This window comes from Streptomyces pratensis, from assembly GCF_016804005.1.
Taxonomy (GTDB): domain Bacteria; phylum Actinomycetota; class Actinomycetes; order Streptomycetales; family Streptomycetaceae; genus Streptomyces; species Streptomyces pratensis_A.
Genome location: NZ_CP051486.1, coordinates 2,084,003 through 2,103,165, shown reverse-complemented (window position 1 = coordinate 2,103,165; position 19,163 = coordinate 2,084,003). Strand labels below are relative to the sequence as shown.

15 protein-coding genes and 1 pseudogene are annotated in these 19,163 nt (G+C 69.7%); 13 read left to right on the top strand and 3 right to left on the bottom strand.

Annotated elements, in window-relative coordinates:
* Positions 1–14: 14 nt before the first annotated feature.
* The 5 genes from HED23_RS09315 to HED23_RS09295 all read left to right on the top strand — a co-directional run bounded on the left by HED23_RS09315 (position 15) and on the right by HED23_RS09295 (position 6,264).
* Positions 15–1,277: a pyridoxal phosphate-dependent aminotransferase gene (locus tag HED23_RS09315; protein WP_203182933.1), complete on the top strand. Its 1,263-nt coding sequence runs from the start codon at positions 15–17 to the stop codon at positions 1,275–1,277.
* 105 nt (positions 1,278–1,382) lie between these two features.
* A complete protein-coding gene (locus HED23_RS09310) occupies positions 1,383–2,951 on the top strand; it encodes a tryptophan halogenase family protein (RefSeq protein ID WP_203182932.1) in 1,569 nt (522 codons plus the stop codon).
* 35 nt (positions 2,952–2,986) lie between these two features.
* On the top strand, positions 2,987–3,529 hold the full coding sequence (locus tag HED23_RS09305; protein ID WP_203182931.1) for a flavin reductase family protein: 543 nt from the start codon (positions 2,987–2,989) through the stop codon (positions 3,527–3,529).
* 250 nt (positions 3,530–3,779) lie between these two features.
* The gene (locus tag HED23_RS09300; RefSeq protein WP_203182930.1) at positions 3,780–5,108 is read left to right on the top strand and encodes a cation:proton antiporter; all 1,329 of its coding nucleotides are present in this window, start codon (positions 3,780–3,782) and stop codon (positions 5,106–5,108) included.
* Positions 5,109–5,508: 400 nt separating this feature from the next.
* The gene (locus HED23_RS09295; RefSeq protein ID WP_203182929.1) at positions 5,509–6,264 is read left to right on the top strand and encodes a hypothetical protein; all 756 of its coding nucleotides are present in this window, start codon (positions 5,509–5,511) and stop codon (positions 6,262–6,264) included.
* 260 nt (positions 6,265–6,524) lie between these two features.
* Here HED23_RS09295 and HED23_RS09290 read toward each other — a convergent pair whose 3' ends face one another.
* Both HED23_RS09290 and HED23_RS09285 read right to left on the bottom strand, forming a co-directional pair.
* Complete coding sequence (locus HED23_RS09290; RefSeq protein WP_203182928.1) at positions 6,525–7,214, bottom strand: hypothetical protein; 690 nt, start codon at positions 7,212–7,214, stop codon at positions 6,525–6,527.
* A gap of 241 nt (positions 7,215–7,455) precedes the next feature.
* On the bottom strand, positions 7,456–8,922 hold the full coding sequence (locus tag HED23_RS09285) for a non-reducing end alpha-L-arabinofuranosidase family hydrolase (RefSeq protein ID WP_203182927.1): 1,467 nt from the start codon (positions 8,920–8,922) through the stop codon (positions 7,456–7,458).
* 561 nt (positions 8,923–9,483) lie between these two features.
* Here HED23_RS09285 and HED23_RS09280 point away from each other — a divergent pair.
* Positions 9,484–10,917, top strand: coding sequence for an endo-1,4-beta-xylanase (locus HED23_RS09280; RefSeq protein ID WP_203182926.1), 1,434 nt, complete (start codon positions 9,484–9,486; stop codon positions 10,915–10,917).
* A gap of 677 nt (positions 10,918–11,594) precedes the next feature.
* Here HED23_RS09280 and HED23_RS09275 read toward each other — a convergent pair.
* Positions 11,595–14,639: an AfsR/SARP family transcriptional regulator gene (locus HED23_RS09275; protein WP_238441886.1), complete on the bottom strand. Its 3,045-nt coding sequence runs from the start codon at positions 14,637–14,639 to the stop codon at positions 11,595–11,597.
* Between the two features lie 268 nt (positions 14,640–14,907).
* On the opposite strand from HED23_RS09275, the gene HED23_RS09270 reads away from it, so the two are divergent.
* The 7 genes and pseudogenes from HED23_RS09270 (at position 14,908) to HED23_RS09250 (ending at position 19,117) form a co-directional block, all read left to right on the top strand.
* Positions 14,908–15,456, top strand: coding sequence for a hypothetical protein (locus HED23_RS09270; protein ID WP_203182924.1), 549 nt, complete (start codon positions 14,908–14,910; stop codon positions 15,454–15,456).
* Positions 15,457–15,552: 96 nt separating this feature from the next.
* On the top strand, positions 15,553–17,100 hold the full coding sequence (locus HED23_RS09265) for a PQQ-binding-like beta-propeller repeat protein (protein WP_203182923.1): 1,548 nt from the start codon (positions 15,553–15,555) through the stop codon (positions 17,098–17,100).
* A 164-nt stretch (positions 17,101–17,264) separates the two neighbouring features.
* Positions 17,265–17,384 (top strand): annotated as a pseudogene (locus HED23_RS34980) (transmembrane transport protein); the annotation flags it as partial.
* 71 nt (positions 17,385–17,455) lie between these two features.
* On the top strand, positions 17,456–17,641 hold the full coding sequence (locus tag HED23_RS09260) for a hypothetical protein (protein ID WP_398088093.1): 186 nt from the start codon (positions 17,456–17,458) through the stop codon (positions 17,639–17,641).
* Between the two features lie 94 nt (positions 17,642–17,735).
* On the top strand, positions 17,736–17,924 hold the full coding sequence (locus tag HED23_RS35855) for a hypothetical protein (RefSeq protein WP_338019587.1): 189 nt from the start codon (positions 17,736–17,738) through the stop codon (positions 17,922–17,924).
* A gap of 51 nt (positions 17,925–17,975) precedes the next feature.
* A complete protein-coding gene (locus HED23_RS35850) occupies positions 17,976–18,158 on the top strand; it encodes a CBS domain-containing protein (RefSeq protein ID WP_338019586.1) in 183 nt (60 codons plus the stop codon).
* A 260-nt stretch (positions 18,159–18,418) separates the two neighbouring features.
* The gene (locus tag HED23_RS09250) at positions 18,419–19,117 is read left to right on the top strand and encodes an SDR family oxidoreductase (protein WP_238441885.1); all 699 of its coding nucleotides are present in this window, start codon (positions 18,419–18,421) and stop codon (positions 19,115–19,117) included.
* Positions 19,118–19,163: the final 46 nt, after the last annotated feature.

The following is a 19,163-nucleotide window of genomic DNA, read 5'->3' as shown; positions in this document are numbered from 1 at the left end:
GGAACAAAGGTGGTATGAGCGTGAGTCCAGACATCTTGTCCGCCGCCGGCTCCATTCCTTCGTCGTGCCTGCACCGAATCTTCCGGGCGGCGGAGGCGAAGGAACAGGAGTCCGGAACCGATGTGATGAAACTGCACGTCGGCGACCCGTATTTCGACCCCGCGGCGAACGTCGCCGATGCGTTCGTCGACGCCGTGCGGCGGGGCGAGACCAAGTACACCGGCGTGGAGGGACTGCCCGCGCTGCGCGCCGCCCTGGTGGAGAAGCTCCACACGGACAACGACGTGGACAGCGCGGTCTCCCGGCTGCTGATCTCACCGGGGTCGTGCCAGGGCCTGGCCGCCCTGCTGCAGTCGCTGGCCGAGCCCGGTGCCGAGATCCTCCTGCCGGAACTGCACTGGCCGGTCCACCTTCAGCAGAGTCTGCTCGCGGGCTTCCGACCGGTCCTGTACCCGCTCGGCGACGGCTTCCGGCCGAGCGCCGGGACGATCGCGGCCGCCGCGACACCGCGTACCCGGGTGCTGCTGATCAACTCGCCGGCCAATCCGACCGGCGTCGCCCTGGACCGCGGCGAACTCGGCGCACTGCTGGAACTGGCACGGAGCCGGGGCTGGCACGTCATCAGCGACGAGGCCTACGAGCACTTCCTCTACGAGCGTGAGCACATCTCGGTGGCTTCCCTCGAACGTGACGTCCCCGTCGACGAGCGCATCGTGCACAGCGTCTTCAGCTTCTCCAAGAGCTTCGCGATGACCGGCTACCGGCTGGGCTACGTCTCGCTGGCCAACGACCGGGCGGCCGACGTCATGAAGGTCGCCCAGGAAGCCAACATCATCGGCACGTCGACCCCCGCGCAGTACGCGGGAATCGCCGCGCTGGACAGCCGTGCCGAGGCGACCGCGGCCAACCGCAAGCTGGTGCAGCGCAACAGGGATGTCGCGCTGTCCCCGCTGGTCCGGGCCGGGCTGCTGGACGAACTGCCCGCCGGCGGGTGGTACGCGATGCTCGATGTCGCCCGGACCGGGCTGGACTCGGAGACGTTCGCGACCCGGCTGCTCGAGCAGAAGGGCGTCGCGGTCGTACCGGGCAACGGGTTCGCCATGCGCCCCGAGGTCGACGGCCAGGGCCGCATCCGTTCCCACGACTTCGCGCCCTGGGCGCGGCATCTGGTCCGGATCGCGTTCTGTGTGGACCCCGTGGCGCTCGAGACCGGGGTGCGCAAGATCGTGGAGTTCGCCGACGAATGCGGCGGCGGAGGCCACGTGTCAGCCGGCTGAGGACGGCGTCGCGCGAGTTCCACCCGGATCCCGTTCCTCCGAATTTCCGGGATCGCGGTAACCAGGACGATCGAAGTCGGGTCAGCGAAGAGAAGTGAGGGAATCATGGCCAGGAGTGTTGTCATCGTCGGCGGCGGGACCGCGGGCTGGATGACCGCGTCGTATTTGGCGGCAACGTTCGGCGACAAGCTCTCGATAACGCTCGTCGAATCGAAGAACGTGCCCACGATCGGTGTCGGTGAGGCTTCCTTCAGTACGATCCGGCACTTCTTCTCCTACCTCGGACTCGCGGAGACCGACTGGATGCCGGACTGTCACGCCACCTACAAACTGGCGATCCGCTACGACAACTGGCGGGCCGAAGGGCACCACTTCTACCACCCCTTCGAACGGCCGCGGGTGGTGGAGGGCGTCTCCCTCGCCGACTGGTGGCTGCACAAGCGGCCCAGCGCGGACTACGACAGGGACTGCACGGTCATCGCCGCGCTCTGCGACGCCAAGCGCTCACCCCGCCGGCTGGAGGGGAGTCTGCTGGCGCTCGACGCCGGCGAGCACGCGTCGGAGCGGATGTCGCGGTCGACCATGGCCGAACAGACCACGCAGTTCCCGTACGCGTACCAGTTCGACGCGACGCTGCTGGCCAAGCTCCTCACCCGGTACGGGAAGGACCGGGGCGTCCGGCACATCCTGGACGACGTCGTCGAGGCGGCGGCGGACGAGCGCGGCGACCTCACGCATGTGCGCACCAAGGAGAACGGGGACCTGTCAGGCGATCTCTTCATCGACTGCACGGGGTTCCGCGGAATGCTGCTCAACAAGAAACTGGGCGTGCCCTTCCTCTCCTACCAGGACACCCTGCCGAACGACAGAGCGGTCGCGCTCCGCGTACCCATGGAGATGGCGGACCAGGGGATGGGCCCGTACACGAGGTCCACCGCGCAGGACGCGGGCTGGATCTGGACGATCCCGCTGTACGGCCGGATCGGCACGGGCTACGTGTACGCCGGTGACTATTGCACTCCCGACGAGGCGGAGCGCACGCTCCGAGAGTTCGTGGGACCCGCTGCGGAGAACCTGGAAGCCAACCACATCCGGATGCGGATCGGCCGCAGCGAGAACTCCTGGGTGAACAACTGTGTGGCGATCGGCCTGTCCAGCGGATTCGTCGAGCCGCTCGAGTCCACGGGGATCTTCTTCATCCAGAACGCCATCGAGCAGCTGGTGAAGCACTTCCCGGGCGGCCGGGACGACGACCGGCTGCGCGCGTCCTACAACCGCCAGGTCGCCAACGTCATGGACGGCGTACGGGAGTTCCTCGTGCTGCACTACGTCGCCGCCAAGCGCGACGACAACGACTACTGGCGGGACGCCAAGACCCGCACGATGCCGGACGCGCTGGCCGAGCGGATCGAGCAGTGGAAGGTGAAGCTGCCCGACGCGGACAGCGTGTTCCCCTACTACCACGGGTTCGAGCCCTACTCGTACACCGCGATGATCCTGGGTCTCGGCGGCCTCGACATGCGTTCGCTGCCGGGCCTGGCGCTGATGGACGACGTCGCCGCGACCAAGGAACTGCGGCAGGTGCGGGATCAGGCCGCCACGCTCGTCGAGCAGCTGCCGAGCCACTGGGAGTACCTGAAGCACGTCAACGAACTGAAGGGCATGCGTCCGTAGCCGGCCGCGCGGCCGAGGAAGGAGGTAGCACACACATGCCGAATCCCGTGACCGGCACAGTCGCGCGACCGCCGGTCGACCCGGCTGAGTTCCGCTCCTTCATGACGACGCATCCGGCCGGGGTCGCCGTGGTGACGGCCACCGGGCCGGACGGCGCGCCGTGGGGGATGACCTGTTCGTCGATGTGCAGCGTCGCCCTGCGGCCGCCGACGCTGCTGGTGTGCCTGCGCGCGGAGAGCCCGACGCTGGCGGCGCTCCTCCAGGTGTCGGCCTTCGCCGTCAACCTGCTGCACGACCAGGCCGAACCGTCGGCGGACCTGTTCGCGTCCGGCGCACCCGACCGGTTCGATCGGGTCGAATGGACCAGGGAGACGGAGTCCGGACCGCCCCACCTGACGGAGGACGCCCACACCATCGCTGACTGCCGGGTCAGCGGCACGCTGCCCGTCGGGGACCACGTGGTGGTTCTCGGGGAGGTGCTCCAGGTGACGACACAGGACGGTCAGCCGTCGAGCCCTCTGCTGTACGGGATGCGGCGGTACGGGTCGCTGAAACTGTCACATCGCGATCCGGGGTGACGTCGGCGCATCGACGTCCGGCCCCGTGACCGGCCGAGGCCCCCGCCGGTCCCGCACCGGCGGTCCCCCACTCCGGCGCGACCGGCGGGGGCCTCGTCACCCACGCACGTCCCGATCCGCGTGGGCGGCACCGGCTCGAAGCCGTCGTCCCGCGCTCCACCTGTCCGACAACGCCGCGGCACAGGCCTCCGACCGCACCTCCCCGTCGGCCTGACCGCGCCGGAACGGCCACGAAGGGCCTCACACCGCCATGGACGTATCAGAGTTCCCGTTCAATCCCGTGCATGTGATCGCGACACTGGCCGTCGTGCTGCTCCTGGCCCGTGCGGGGCGGGCCGCCGCCCGGTGGCTGCGCCAGCCGGAGGTCGTCGGAGAGGTCACGGTGGGCCTGTTGATCGGGCCGGCCGTGCTCGCGCTGTCCGACCGCGCCACGTTCGACGCGCTGCTTCCGGCCTCCGTGCTCGACGTGCTCAAGCTCCTCGGCCAGACGGGGCTCGTGCTCTATCTCGTCGGCCTCGCCCACAAGTTGCGGCCCGAGCCGGGCGGACCGTCGCAGCGCACCCTCTCCGCCCTGGTCGCCGGTGCGTTCGTGATACCCCTCACGACCGGCCTCCTGCTGGTGGGACTGATCCGGCTCACCGGCGACACTGCGGCCCGCGGCGACGCGCCGGTCCTCGCCTTCACCCTGATGGTCGCGGTGGCCATGTCCATCACCGCGGTCCCCGTCCTGTCCCGGATCCTCGGCGACCGTGGGCTCAGCGATTCGGCCGAGGGGCGGTTCGCCCTGTCCGCCGCCGTGGTCATGGACAGCCTCGGCTGGATCATGCTCACGCTCGCCATCGGTCTCGGCGCGGGTGACCTCACGAACCTGTGGAGGGCCGGCGCCGCGCTCCTCGTGGGCGGCGGCTGCGCGCTCCTGCTGCGCCTGGGCCTGCGCACCGGCCCGGCACGCCGGTTGTGCGCGCGGATGCCGAGGACGACGGCGGTGCTCCTCGGTGGTGCCGCGCTGGGTACCGCGCTGCTGACCGAGCACCTGGGCATGACCGCCATCGTCGGAGCCGCGATGGTCGGCGTGGCGATACCCGGCGGGACACTGGCTCCCTGGGCGGGCCCGGTGGCCGCGGTCTCGCGCGCGGGCCTCTCGCTGACGCCGGTCTTCTTCGTGGTCACCGGTGTCACCGTGCTCATCGACGCCTTCACCGCCGTGTCCTGGGTGCTGGTGGCCGCCACCCTCGCGCTGGGCTGCGCGGGCAAACTGCTCGGCGGCTACACCGGCGCCCGGCTCGCCGGCATGCGCCCCTCCTCGGCCCGCAGGATCGGGGTTCTGATGAACACCAGGGGCCTGACCGAACTGATCGTGCTCGAAGCCGGGCACCGCGCCGGGATCCTGCCCGCACCACTGGTCCTCGCCCTGGTGGTGATGGCCCTGGCGACCACAGCCATGACGGGACCACTGCTCGGTCTCGCCGACCGCTCCGAGCGGCGCGGCATCGCACCGGTCGGCTCCGGGCTCCCGCACCTCGCGGGGCGGAAGGCGGAGGCCGATGAACGGACCGCGGCAGAGGCAGCCGCTCCGTGAGACCGCTCCGTGAGACCGCGCCCGTTCCCCGGGGGGCAGCGTGCCACACGGGCGCGCCCGGTCCGGGTCTCGCAGGGAACCGTGCGTCACTACGTGGTTTCACGGATGCCGCGCCACCCCTCCCCGTGGGAACGTCTCTTGACCGGGCCGGGGGCATCCGGTCGCGCCGCCCGGCCGTCCGCCGACCGCGAAGAGGCTGACGCGAGGCCTGGGAGCGGAGGAGAGGCTGCGGGCGACGCGGGCGGGGGGAACGGCGGACGGCCACACGGAACACAGCCGTTCCGGAAAGGCGCGAGCAGCACGGCACGCCGGCGGCTCGCGCCAGGGCCGGCCGCTCCGGCCCCGCGCGCCGGAGCGGCTCCCACCGCCCGTCGAGTTCCGTACAACCTGGGGAGATTCCATGGGCGGATGCCTGGTCGTCGTTCTGGCACTCACGATCGTGGGTGAGTTCCTCGCCGCCCCGGTCTGGCTTTACGACGTACTGGCCGCCCAGACGCCCTCGCAGCGTCCCGGCGTGCTCGAGTGGGTCGCTTCGAGCGGGCTGGCCACGCTGACGGCCCTGGCGGTGGTCTGGACGGGGGGCCGCCGCAGGCCCGGCCGGGGGCCGTCCCTGGCCGTGCAGACGGCGGTACTGCTGGGACTGTGCACGGCGGTGGCGCTGTGGACGCGGAACACGCTGGAGACCGACAACTACACGCTGGAGGGGGTACTGGAGAGCTTGGCGGCCGGGTTCGTCGCCGTGCTCTTCCGGCGGGGGGTGCGCGGGTGGGAACGCACGCGTCCACTGCCCGGGGAGGTCTGGCTGGCCAGGGTCCCCTTCCGGGAGAGGGCCGGGGTCTCCCAGCACTACTGCGTGATCGTGGGACGCCGCTCCGGCCATGCCGAAGTCCTGCAGATCACCTCTCAGAACAAGGACACGCGCGACGACTTCGTCCGCATGCCCAACGAGAGATGGGACTCCGTCTCGGGCAAGGACCACTGGCTGGAGATCGGCCTGCCCCCGCGCCGGGTCCCGTACACGGACTTCCTCAAGCCCCGGCCGCAGGGCCCGTGCCCGAGGACCACATGGCGACAGCTCCGCAGCCGCCGCCCGAGGACGCCGGGCAGAGCGGCCGCGTACCGGCGAGCCGGGCGGAGCCCCTCCCGCGCCGGTTGAGACCGCGCCGCCCCGCTCGGGTCACCGCCACTGCGCGATGTCTCCCGCGCCGTCGCCTCCGTCCCGCCGTACGTGCCCGGCTCCGAGCCGGGGTGAACACGGCAGCGGGGCCGGAAGCCTCCTCCTGCCGACGCGTGATGCAGGCGTCCCCCGTCCGGCAGGACCGCGCACGGCACCGGACGGCGGATCTCACGTCTTATCAGGTCGGGCGAAATCCTCCAGCCGCCGGCGGCTGGACGCGCGGCGGCTGCACCGCCTGCTCAGGGTGTGCCGGCCACCGACGGGGCGTCGGCCGCGTCCCGGTCCCCCCGGGGCCGCAGCCTGCGGACGGTCAGCAGCAGCCCGAAGTTGAGGACGACCTCCCCGGCGTTGCCGAGCGGGGGCACCTGGGCGCCCGCTCCGGAGACCGCCACCATCACGGCGGCGGTGACCGCCAGCCAGACGAACCCGGTGCGGCGCCACAGCACTATCCCGGTGGCGAGGACCACCAGCCCGGTGATGATGGCCGGCAGCGGGCCCGTCGGGGACGCCGCGTCGTTCACGTAGCGCAGGGTGTCCGCCCAGCGCTCCGGGCGCAGCGACAGATCCAGGACGTCGTGGAGCGTGCCCGCTGTTACCAGGAGGGCCGTGAGACCGGCGGCCACGGCTCGCGCCGGCTTCCCCCGCGCCAGGCGCAGCCCGGCGTGGTCCGCCGCCGACAACGACCAGAGCACCAGAAAGGGCGTCAGAAGAGCGTGCAGCACAAAACGGGGGACGCTCATCGCGTGCAGCAGTGACCCGGTTCCCGTGAGGCTCCCCACGGCGATCACCCCGTTGTCCCAGACCAGCGCGGAGCACACCAGGGCCGGCACGGCGGCCAACAGGCCTGGTGACGCTCGCCAGTGACGCCATGCGACCACGGCCAGACCCAGCTGTGCGGCCGCAAGCACCGCGAAGACCAGCGAGAACACCTGTACTCCCCTCGTAACAAGATATTTCAATTATCAAGATACTTGGGGGATGTGAATCTCAGGAGGCAGGGGTCTGTGCACCATCCGCCGGTCGGAGCCCAAGGATTGGCGACGCCGGCAACCGTCACCACATGACGCGCGCACCGAAGCGTCACCTCGTGCTTGGTGGACCGGGCGGGCTCGGCCTTCCGCCGAGCCCGCCGCGACGGCCCCGTACCGGAGCCGGTCATGTGTCACGTCGTCAGCGCTGCAGTGTCAGCAGACCGGGACGGTAGGGCAGGAGGCCGTAGTCGCCGCCGGAGTTGGGGCTGCGCCCCTGGTAGAGCAACTGCAGATTGCAGGGATCGACGGTCATGGTCTGGTCAGGGCTGGTGCGGATCAGTTCGCCGTGGCTGATGTCGTTGGTCCAGGAAGCGCCACTGTTGGCCTTGCCTGCGAAGGGGTTGCTCTCGGTCACGGCCTGGGGCGTCCATGAGCCGCTCAAACTGGTGGCCGTGAACGAGCGGAAGTAGCGGCCCTGCGAGCCGATCGCCTCGACGATCATGAGGTACCGGTTCTGGCCTTGGAGCTTGTAGACCTGCGGGGCTTCGAACAGGTTGTTCGTGGTATCGCTCATGACCACTGTCGAGGTGGTGCCGAAACTGCCCGGGAAGTTGCCGATCGGCATACCGGCCCGGTAGATCTTGCCGTTGTCACCGGCGAAGAACAGGTACATGTTCGTCCCGTCACCGATGAGTGTCTGGTCGATGGGTCCTGTTGCGGATCCGGTGATGCTTCCGGAGAAGAGCACCTGCGGGGATGACCAGCCGTTCGGGTTGGTGGGATCGCTCGACGTCCGGTATGAGAAGGCGGTACCGCCCCACTGGTAGGCGAGCACCCAGATGTTCTTCGGCGCGAAGTAGAAGAGGGTGGGCGCGACAGTGGAAGCTGACATCGCGTTCTGGCCGGCCGAGGCCATCTCCGACCAATCGGAGATCAGGCCGAAGTTCATCGAACCCCAGCGCGTCCCCGTGTCGTGCGTCGTCGCGTAGACGAGCTGTTTGCCCTCGTAGGGGACGACGGTGAAGTCCTTCAACGAGACCCACCCCGGCTTGGGCTGCGCCAACGGGCCCGATGATGTCCAGCGGTACGTCCCCGGCAGATCGCACGGGCCGGTGTTACCGCCGCCGACCTTGACGAGCTGCCACTGCTGGTTGGTGCCGCCCCAGTCGTCGTACTGGACGGTGTTCGCGTTGTCGGCGGTGGAGCCGCCTTGCACCTCGAGGGCCTTGCCGCTGTGGCGCGAGATGAACCTTACGTAGCCATCCGAGCTGTCCACGAGCCGCCATTGCTGGTTGGCGGCGTTCAGGTCGGCCCACTGGACGATCGATCCGCCGTTCGCGGTGGACCAGTTGTGCACGTCCAGCACCTTGCCCGAGTGGCGGGACTTGATGCGGTAGTAGCCGCCCCCGGAATCGACGAACTGCCACTGCTGCTGGCTCTGATCGTTTCTGGTCCACTGAGTGATGCGGGCGCCGTCGTCGGTCGCCATGTTGTAGACGTCCAGCGCCTTGCCGCTGTTGCGATTGACCAGCACGTACGAGGCGTTGGGGTCCACGGTCGCCGCCTCCGCGGGCTGGGCGCCGAGGAAGGTGGCCACGAGCAATAAGGGTGCAAGGACCGCGAGCAGGCGTCTTGGCCGGGCCGAGAACGGGTGGCGGTACCACATGAGCTGCGCCTCCTGGGGGCTGGGTCGAGGTGACCCTGATGGACAGCGGAACGGAAGTGCCGTGGGTCCGGGACAGTTTCGAAAGTTTCGAGAACTCCCGGATACTTTGAGGCCACAAGCTAGGGATGCGGGGTACTCCGGTCAAGGCTTGCCCCTGATCTGTCCACAAACAGCACTTCCCCTTAGGGCCTGACAAGGGATCGCGCCGACCCGACCTCTCCCGAGTGTGCGGATGCAGTTCGCCAGCCCAAGGCGCACACGCGGAGGGAGAAGGCGAGCAAGCAGCGTCCGCACACTCGCCCGGACGCGGCCACAGGACGTCCCCGACGGCGGCGCCGGGGCTGATTTCAGACTCGCCAGGATGTCGGAAAGTTTCGGATGAACAATCGAAACTTCTTGTGCGGGGAGTATTGACGGCCCATCACCGATGCCTCAATCATCCCTGTCTGAGGAACTGGCCATGGTCCGAGATACCGAACGTCGGCCTCGGCATCCTGTGCTGCGCGGCAGATCCGCGCACCGCATCAGTCCTTTCGTGATTTCCACCTTGGAGGCACAGTCATGGGCTCCTATGCCCTTCCCCGACCCGTTGTCCGCCGGAAAACTCGCAACCTGCTGTTGTCGCTGGTCGTCGGCGTCCTCGGTGCGTCCGCCGCGCTGGTCGCGCCACCGGGAGCACACGCCGCCGAGAGCACGCTGGGCGCCGCAGCGGCGCAGAGCGGCCGCTATTTCGGCACCGCCATCGCTTCGGGCAGGCTGGGCGACTCGACGTACACGTCGATCGCGAACCGTGAGTTCAACATGGTGACGGCCGAGAACGAGATGAAGATCGACGCCACTGAACCGCAGCGGGGACAGTTCAACTTCAGCTCCGCCGACCGCGTCTACAACTGGGCGGTGCAGAACGGCAAGGAGGTGCGTGGCCACACCCTGGCCTGGCACTCACAGCAGCCCGGCTGGATGCAGAGCCTCAGCGGCAACGATCTGCGCCAGGCGATGATCGGCCACATCAACGGCGTGATGGCCCACTACAAGGGCAAGATCGTCCAGTGGGACGTCGTGAACGAGGCTTTCGCCGACGGAAGTTCGGGCGCGCGACGCGACTCCAACCTGCAGCGCAGCGGCAACGACTGGATCGAGCTCGCCTTCCGCACCGCGCGCTCCGCCGACCCGTCCGCCAAGCTCTGCTACAACGACTACAACGTCGAGGACTGGACCTGGGCCAAGACCCAGGCCATGTACTCCATGGTCCGGGACTTCAAGCAGCGCGGCGTGCCGATCGACTGCGTGGGCTTCCAGGCGCACTTCAACAGCGGCAGCCCCTACAACAGCAACTTCCGCACCACGCTGCAGAACTTCGCCGCTCTCGGCGTCGACGTGGCCGTCACCGAGCTGGACATCCAGGGCGCCTCGCCCACGACCTACGCCAACGTGACCAACGACTGCCTGGCCGTCGACCGCTGCCTCGGCGTCACTGTCTGGGGTGTGCGCGACAGCGACTCCTGGCGAGCGGAGCACACACCGCTGCTGTTCAACAACGACGGCAGCAAGAAGGCCGCCTACTCCGCCGTCCTCAACGCACTCAATGCCGGCGACACCACTGAGCCCCCTGCGGGTTCCGGACAGATCAAGGGCGTCGGTTCGAGCCGCTGCCTTGATGTGCCCAACGCCAGCACCAACGACGGCACCCAGCTCCAGCTGTGGGACTGCGGCAGCAGCACCAACCAGCAGTGGGTGGCCACCGACTCGGGTGAGCTCCGGGTCTACGGCGACAAATGCCTGGACGCCGCCGGCACGAGCAACGGCAGCAAGGTCCAGATCTACAGCTGCTGGGGCGGCGACAACCAGAAATGGCGCGTCAACTCCGACGGATCCATCGCGGGCGTCCAGTCCGGCCTCTGCCTCGACGCCGTCGGGACCGGCACCGCCAACGGGACCAAGATCCAGCTCTACTCCTGCTCGAACGGCAGCAACCAGCGCTGGACCCTCACCTGACGGGACCGAATCCGGAGGTACGCCGAGGCGGCGGTAGGCAGGACGCTCGGCCTGCGCCCCCGAGACGCATCCCCGTCGGTGGTGCGGCTGATCAGCACCTCCTACCCGCGTGGTCCCGGCCCGGCCGAGGGGACGGCACGGGCCGCACGTCCTGCCGGTTCGCGGGTGGGGCACACGACTTCGCCGCCGGCCTCATCGGGCGTGGACGCCGAAAACGCCTTCGCCCCTGTCCAAGCAGGACAGGGGCGAAGGCGCCTCTGTGCCGCGATCGTGAGCAGGGTTTCCGTCCGCTCCCGCTCCGAAGACGGCCTTGGGCGTATCCGGCTGCGGGTGGGTGTAGCGCTGAGTGGTCCGGAAGCTTGCGTGGCCCAGGAAGTGCTGGACCCCGTAGGGCCGTCGGCGTCAGCGGTGTGCTCCCGCAACCCGTCGCCTCGTACGCCCTCGTCCAAGCCGCCGGCACCTCGGTGCCGGCCCTGTGACGCAAGCGATGTGCGCATCTGCCGGTCGCAGGGCGAGCATCGGCACCCAGGCCAGCAGGTCGAACCGTCACCACCAGCTCGTAGAGCGCGGCGCCGTCCACACCGCGCTGGTAGGCCTTGACGTGCTTGCGCCCGGTCCGCAGGACGAGGTCGTCCTGCCCATCGGCTCCCGCCGCCGGCCACCCGTCACCACCCTGATCAGTTGTTCTCTTCGGGCGGGCAGCGCACGTCGTCGCCTCTCAGCCCGTCGCGTGCCATGCCGCTCTGCCGGGGGTGGTCACCGGCTCCCGGCAGAGAGAGGGCGGTCCGGAATTCATGCCGTGCCTCCGCGCGACGGCCTGCCGCCGCGTACGTGTTGCCGAGACGGATGCGGACCTCCATCTCCAGCCATGTGCTCGCGCTCTGTGTGAGGGTGGACAGGGCTTCGTGGTGGATGTCGACGGCAGAGTGCAGACTGCCCTGGACATGTTCCGCAGTGGCGAGACGGGACAGGCTCGCAGCGTGCAGTGGCAGGTCTTCGGCCTCGCGGGCCAGTTCGACCGCCCGTCGCAGCAGGTCGGTGGCCTCCGTGTGCCGGCCTAGAGCCAGGTGGGCGTCGGCGGCGAAGCACAGGGCGTTGCTGATCGTTCTGGGTCGGCCGTTCCTTTGGGCGATGGCGACGGCGGCGGTGTAGTGCTCGAGCGCCTGCTCGTGCCGCCCTTGCTGGGATCGGATCGCGCCGAGATTGCAGAGCGCGATCCCGGTCAGCCAGCCGTCGCCGAGCCGGGCCGCCAGCTCCACCGCCTCACTCAGGTGCGCAACCGCGTCCTCGATGCCGCCCAGCATCCACTCCGCGGCCCCCATCCCGGCGACGGTCCGAGCCCGGTTCCGCGGATCGTCGTGGCCGCAGCCGTGGCGCCGCGCTTCGGTGAACCAGGTGAGCGCCTGCCGGAACCGCCCCTGGTAGATGTCGACCATCCCCATGCAGTTGCGCAGCGAGGAGGACATCCGCCGGTCGGCGGCCATGTCCGCGCACGGCAGCGCGAGCTCCAGGGCCGCACGGCACTCGTGGAACCGGCCCTCGTGGACCAGGTGGTCGGCCAGGGCTTCGGCAATCCGGCAGGCGTGGTCGAACTGCCCGGCGGCGGCCGCGTAGGACACCACGTCGACCAGTTCTCCGCCCGCCGCCTTCAGCCACGCCGAGGCTTCCCGCCAGGTCGGGAACGGGGAACCACCCGTCCCGTCGGGGCCGGTCGAGAAGCCTTCGGGGCCCCAGTCGCTGGCGATGCGGCCTGCGGCCGTATAGAGGTGCAGGACAGCGGCGCGGTCTGCGGCCGCCTCCTCGGGCGCTTCGGTGGCGAGTCGCCGCGCGTGTGCCCGCACGAGATCGTGCAGCCTGTAGCGGCCGGGATGCGGCTGCTGCAGCAAGCTCGCGTCGACCAGGTCTTCCAGGATGTTCTCGGCGTCCTCACGCGAGTTTCTCAGCATGGCGGCGAGGGTGAGCACGTCGAAGCGTGCGGTCGGAGCCAGGCCCAGTGCGCGGAATCCGCGCCGCTGTTCGGGCGTGAGCTGGTCGTACGACATCCTGAAGGCGGCTTCCACGCTGCGGCCCTCGGCACGCAGCTCGCCGAGGCTGCGTGCGTCGTCGGACATCCGGCCGGCCAGGAAGGCCAGAGTCCAGGACGGGCGGTTCTGGAGCCGAGCGCTCGCGATGCGCAGCGCCAGGGGCAGGCCGCCGCAACGCCGGGCAAGCTCGAGTGCCGCCTGGGGCTCGTGGTCCGCGCGGGACTCCCCGATGAGCTCTCGGAGCAGGCCGACGGCCTCGCCCGTGCCGAGTGGCTCGACGGTGAGCCGCAGATCGGCGTCGAGGCCGGGCAGGTGTTGCCGGCCTGCCACCAGAACCCGGCTCCCCGGCCCGGCGGGGAGGAGCGGACGCACCTGCTCGGCACTGCGGGCATCGTCGACGACCATCAGCAGCCGTAGTGCACTCGTGGCCGCACGCCAGGCCGTGACCAGGTCCACCACGTCATCCAGGTCGTCCGGGATCTCGTCACCGCTGGCGCGGACCGCGCGCAGCAGCCGCCGCAGGGCGCGCTGCGGGCCGACGCTCTCGTGGGCGGCGCCGTGCGTGTGCAGGTCCACGAAGAGGCAGCCGTCGGGGTAGGCGTCGTCGAGCGCCCAGGCGGCGCGTACCACCAGGGCGGTCTTGCCGACGCCCGCCGTGCCGTCGACCGTCACCACGGACACACCCTCTGCGGACACCGGTGCGGTGAGCAGGGCGAGTTCCCGTTCGCGGCCAACGAGACAGGCGGTGTCACCGGGAAGATCGTTTCGACGGGGGCGGGAGCCGCCCGGGTGATCGGATACGTCGGGGAGGCGTTGCTCGGGCGGGGATTCCTCGGGCTGCGTGTCATGGTGAGTCGGGGTGGCGGACGCGGGCGGCCCCGCCGAACGGGCGGGCAGCAGCTGGTGGTCCCGGCGCAGGACTGCCTGGTGCACGCCGCGCAGTTCCTCTCCGGGCTCCATGCCCAGCTCGTCGAGGAGCCGGCGCCGCATCTCCTGGTAGACGGCCAGTGCCTCGGCCTGCCGGCCGATGCCGTACAGCGCGCGCATCCGCAGGGCGGCGAGCGGCTCGTCGTGCGGACGGGCCAGGGGTGCTGCCATGAGCGCGTCCAGGGCCTCCGGGTAGCGCCCGAGCAGCACCAGACACTCCGCCCGGCCCTGGTGCAACGTGCGTCGCTGCCGTGCCAGCCGCTGCCGCTCCGCGTCGGCGAGCGGCCCGGGCAGACCCGGCAGCGGCTCACTGCGGAGCAGATCCAGGGCCCGGTCGCCGTGGTCGAGCGCCGAGCCGAAGTCACCCTCAGCTTTGGCGCCTTGCGTACGGGCGACCAGTTCGACGAGGTCTTCGAGGTCGATCCGGGCTCCGCCGGGCACGAAGCGGTAGCCGCCGCGCCCACCGTGAATCACCGAGTGGACCGGCCCGGCGCTCGCCCCGTTCAGCGTCTTGCGAAGCGCATAGACATAGCTCGACAGGACCCGGTGGCCCGTCCCCGGGGGCTCGGTCCCCCATACGTCGTCGAGGAGTTGCCGGTATGTCACGAAGGCCGGTGCCCGCAGGATCAGGGCGGCGAGAACCGCCTGCCGTCGTACCGGTCCGAGTGCGAGCGGCGAATCGCCGCGTCGGGCCCTGACCGGCCCGAGCAGGTCGATCCGCAGGTGCCCCCTCGAATCGGCCGGACTCGCGCCCGAATCCACTGCGTCCACGCCCACTTCGAAGTCCCCACGTCCCCGTGCGCCCCGTGCCGGGGCAGCTCTCAAGTCCCTGCATCAGCAGGATTTCACCGGCATTTCAGCGCGTCGCGAAAGAGTTTGCCAGGTTGCTTCGGCGCCGGCGCCCCGGACGGGGGGAGCTGCCCCATGAGTCACCGCACGGTCGGGAATCGGCGGAAGGGTCAGCCAACAGACCTTCTCGTGAGCAAGGTTGCGGGCGGCAAACGCCCTGCCGACACGACATCAAGAGAGAAAGAACACCATGTCGCATATCAATCGCACCCCCGGCACACAGCCCACCCGCCGCGGTGGGCGGTGGGAACGCTACCGGGTCGCCCACCCGTTCTCCGCCCAGGACCAGGCGGGCCTGTGGGGCTTGATCCTGGGCGTCGTAGCGCTGGCCGTCCTGCTCGGCTGGGCACTCGACATGAAGGGCGGTGTGGTCATCGTCGCGGCGGTCCCCTTCATCATCACCTGGTTCGAAAAGCGACGCACCGCGTTCCAGTTCGACGCGGCCGGCGCCCGGTTCGGCCACGTCCTGCTGCCGTGGACGGACGTCACCCAGTTCGTCGTGGCCACTCCGCCGAACGACCAGCACGCGCTGATCGGCGCACGCCTGCGTCCCGGCGCGACCTTGCCGGCGGGTGCCGTCGGCCCGTCGCAGAACCCGGCAATGCCCGCACCGATCCATGTCGCCGTTCCGCGTACCAAGTTCGATCTGGCGAAGATGGTCCGCAAGGCGCGCAAGTACGCCCCGTCGCACATCGAGATCGTGGTCGCCGATCCGTCCGGTGAACGCGCAGCAGGCTAGTGACCGCCCCATGCATGTTGATCATGAACATGACCGCTGCGACATGAAGAGAGAGATCGTGACGTTCCGAGTGCGGCAGGGCGAGGGCGTGGACTGATGCCTCGCTCACCACAGCCCTGGGACAGGCCACCCCCGGAGCAGCGACCGGTGCCGGGCAACCCGTACGCCACGGATGGCTACGGCCCTCCGGTGCCGCCGGGCCGCCGCAGGCGCTTCGGCACGATGCCGGCGATCGCCGCGGCCGTCGTCCTTCTGCTCCTGGTGGCAGGTGGAGCGGTGTACGCCGTCTCCGGCGGCCGGTGGGGCGGCTCCACCGCGCCCGAGGCGGAGAAGGCAGCCCGTCCCTCCGGGACGCCGACCGCTCCCCGTGCCCCCGCGGTCGGTGCACCCGAGCCGAAGCGGATCCCGACGTCGAAGGAGATCAACGCCGCGCGCGAGCCGGGAGATGCCACGGCGTGGATCGTCGACGACCGGACCGATCTGCCCGGCCGGAACATTCATCTCAACGATCTGTGGATCGTCGGCGACACCGTCGTCCAGGCCGTGTACAGGAAGGTCATCGCCCACCGGCTCTCGGACGGTGCCGAGCTGTGGAGCGTGCCGTTGCCCGCTCCCGTCTGCGAGACACCGGTCAACCCGACCCCTGACGGCAAGGTCGTCCTGGTGTACAAGAACAGCCAGGCCCGGAACGGGAACCGGTGCAACCAGCTCCAGATGATCGACCTGCGGACCGGGAAGGCCGGGTGGCACAAGGAGCTCACCGAGACCGGCTCCGGGGACGACACGATCGACGTGCACACCGCCATCAGCGGGGGCACCCTCGCGGTCGTGCAGAACATGAGTGCCGCCGCGTACGGCGTCGACGACGGCGCCAAGCTCTACGACATCCCGATGGAAAACCCTGGGAAGTGCTACCCCGACGACGTGGCGGGCGGCTCCCGGCTCCTGGTGAGCTCCGACTGCGCGATCAGTTTCGACCGCAGCAAGACCTACAGCCAGCTCCGCGAGATCGACCCGCGCACCGGCAAGGTTCTCTGGCGCTTCCGGACCCAGCCGGGCTGGAAGGTCGGCAAGATGCTCTCCGTCGCCCCTGTCGTCTTCACGACGCTCCACGCCGAGGAACGCACCGACAACTGGCGGATCGTCGCCCTGGGACCCGGCGGAAAGGTCCGCACCACCATCGACGCGAGGCAGAAGGGCTTCAAGTACTGCGCCGACATGGGGGACGCGGGTGAGGGCATCCAGAACTGCGACGGCACCGCCGTCGGCAAGGACACCGTCCATCTGGGGGGCACCGACCAGGTCGGCGCGTACGACCTCACCACCGGGAAGTTCGTCTGGGGCGTGAAGTCCGATGACAGCACCCTTCACCCCCTGTACGCGGAGGACGGCACGTACGCGCTCGTATACGAGGCGGCCTCGCCGAGCCGGCCGGGCGGGATCATCCGGTTCGGCCCAGGTGGCGTGGACACGGACAAAAAGGTGCTCCAGCATCCCGAATCGGCCCGGGCCCCGGAGTACGGGATGCTCGCCGGGAACCTGGCCTACGCGAACGGCCGGATCGTCATCACGCCGTCGTTCGTGAACGGCGACGACGCGCGGCCCGCAGCCCGCATGCTGTCCTTCGCCCCCGAGGTCCCGTGAGCGGGCCGTACGGGCGCTGGTGTCCGGCACCGGCACCGCGCGGCGTTCTGGACGCGGGCAGAGGATGGACCACCTTGCCGTCCTGGACACGACCTCACGGAGGTTTGGCCGCTTGCCACCCGGTCGAGACCTACGCCGACCGTCTGTTCAGCACCGGGAGCCACCTCAGCTACATCCCCGTCCTGGCCGGCGTCTCCCTCGGGGCTCCGCTCATCGCGGGCGACCTGGAGTCCAGCACTGCCGAACTGGTGACCTCGCAGTCCGTCAGCCGAGTGCGGTGGCTCATCATACCTGCACATCGATACCTTCGGCCGGCTGCCGTATCGGCATTCCTGCCGGGGCCCTGATGCGCGGGGTGGCGGCCGGGCAGGCTAGTTTGCTGGTCGTCCTCGACCCGGCCGGAACCACCGATGACCTCGTGCTGGACATCACCGGGGTCCTCACCTGGATGTGCGCCTGTCTCTGCGGCCCTCGTTCGGCGAGGAACCGGGCGGCTCGGGCTGTCGCCCTGGCCACCGGCCCGCAGGAGGCGGCCCGGTGAAGAAGTGTCCGGACCCGGTCACCCGCAGCGGGACAGTTCCGGCACCGACGGCGTGCGGGAGCATCCAGAAGCGGAGAGGGGACGGCGATTCGCCATGGCCACCACGACGGCACGGGACATCATGACCGGCGGCGCGCAGTGCGTGCAGGCGCCGAGAGTGCCCCAGACGCGCGGCACGGAAGCTGACGGAATGTCGGTGGACGCCCTACCCGTCTGCGGCGGGAAAAACCAGCTCATCGGCGTCATCACCGACAGGGACATCGTGGTAAGGGTCCTCGGTTAGGGGCTCTCTCCGGCGGAGATCGAGACGGGCACCCCGGCACAGAGGAAAGCCGTGACGATCGGCGCGGACAACGGTGTCGACGAGGACTTCGAGACCATGACGCAGCACAAGGTCCAACGGCTGCCGGTGATCGACGGCACCGGCCTCGTCGGCATGGTCGCGCTCGGAGACGCCCCCCGCGCGCTCGACGCCCCCGACGCGGGCCGCCTGGTCGCCGCACTCTCCACCGACTGAGGCCCGCCGGGCAGACCGCCACATCGTGCACAGGAGTTTTCCCGCATGGCTGCTCACACCAACGGCGTTCGCAATGCCGCGTCCGCCTCGGCTCAGGCCGAATTCTTCCCGCCCTACCCGTTGCAGCGCCTGCGCCGTCCGCGGCTCGAGTCAGACATGGAACTGTCCCCCGCTACCAGGTCAAGAACTAGCGGCCGGCGGACAAGCTTGCTGGGAAGGCCGGACTGATCACCGGCGGAGACTCCGGCATCGGCCGCGCCGTGGCCCTGCTGTACGCCCGTGAGGGCGCCGACGTAGCGATCGTCTACCTGCCGGAAGAGGAGTCGGACGCCAAGAAGATCAAGGGCGAGATCGACTCCCTGGGACGCCGGGTCCTTCTCCTCCCTGGTGACTTGCGCGATCCCGATTTCTGCGGCGAAACGGTTCGCCGCACGGTCGAGGAGCTCGGCGGGCTGAACATCCTGGTGAGCAACGCCGCGTATCTCAACAGCCAGACGGAACCGGAACAGTTGACGTCAGAGGATTTCGACCGGGTCTTCAAGACGAACGTCTACGCATACTTCCACCTGGTGACGGCAGCCGTCCCGGATATGTCCCAAGGTAACGGGATCATCGCCACGGCCTCGGAAGAGGCCCTCGACGAAAGCGACCTGGTGATGGACTACGCCGCGTCCAAGGCGGCCGTCGTGGTCTTCACCAAGTCCATCGCCCCACACCTGGTGAAGAGGGCCATACGGGCCAACGTCGTCGGTCCGGGCCCTACTTGGAGCGCGCCCAATCCGGCCGGCCAGCGCTTCACCGACGACTACCTGACGAACCTGGGTGCCCAGACGCCCCTGGGGCAAGGGCCCAGCCCGAAGAGATCGCGCCGGCCAACGTCTACCACGTCAGCGACGCGGTCCAGCTACACCATCGGCGTGACCATCGCGGCCACCGGCGAATACACGGACTCCCGCTGAGGATGATGCAGGTCCCCCGGCGACGCCCTCCGGCGAGCGCGGCCAC

Bases quoted from the DNA above. Each gene is read 5' to 3' on its own strand.
- HED23_RS09315 (WP_203182933.1), top strand. From the start codon at position 15: ATGAGCGTGAGTCCAGACATCTTGTCCGCCGCCGGCTCCATTCCTTCG.
- HED23_RS09310 (WP_203182932.1), top strand. From the start codon at position 1,383: ATGGCCAGGAGTGTTGTCATCGTCGGCGGCGGGACCGCGGGCTGGATG.
- HED23_RS09305 (WP_203182931.1), top strand. From the start codon at position 2,987: ATGCCGAATCCCGTGACCGGCACAGTCGCGCGACCGCCGGTCGACCCG.
- HED23_RS09300 (WP_203182930.1), top strand. From the start codon at position 3,780: ATGGACGTATCAGAGTTCCCGTTCAATCCCGTGCATGTGATCGCGACA.
- HED23_RS09295 (WP_203182929.1), top strand. From the start codon at position 5,509: ATGGGCGGATGCCTGGTCGTCGTTCTGGCACTCACGATCGTGGGTGAG.
- HED23_RS09285 (WP_203182927.1), bottom strand. From the start codon at position 8,922: ATGTGGTACCGCCACCCGTTCTCGGCCCGGCCAAGACGCCTGCTCGCG.
- HED23_RS09280 (WP_203182926.1), top strand. From the start codon at position 9,484: ATGGGCTCCTATGCCCTTCCCCGACCCGTTGTCCGCCGGAAAACTCGC.
- HED23_RS09270 (WP_203182924.1), top strand. From the start codon at position 14,908: ATGTCGCATATCAATCGCACCCCCGGCACACAGCCCACCCGCCGCGGT.
- HED23_RS09265 (WP_203182923.1), top strand. From the start codon at position 15,553: ATGCCTCGCTCACCACAGCCCTGGGACAGGCCACCCCCGGAGCAGCGA.
- HED23_RS35855 (WP_338019587.1), top strand. From the start codon at position 17,736: ATGGCCACCACGACGGCACGGGACATCATGACCGGCGGCGCGCAGTGC.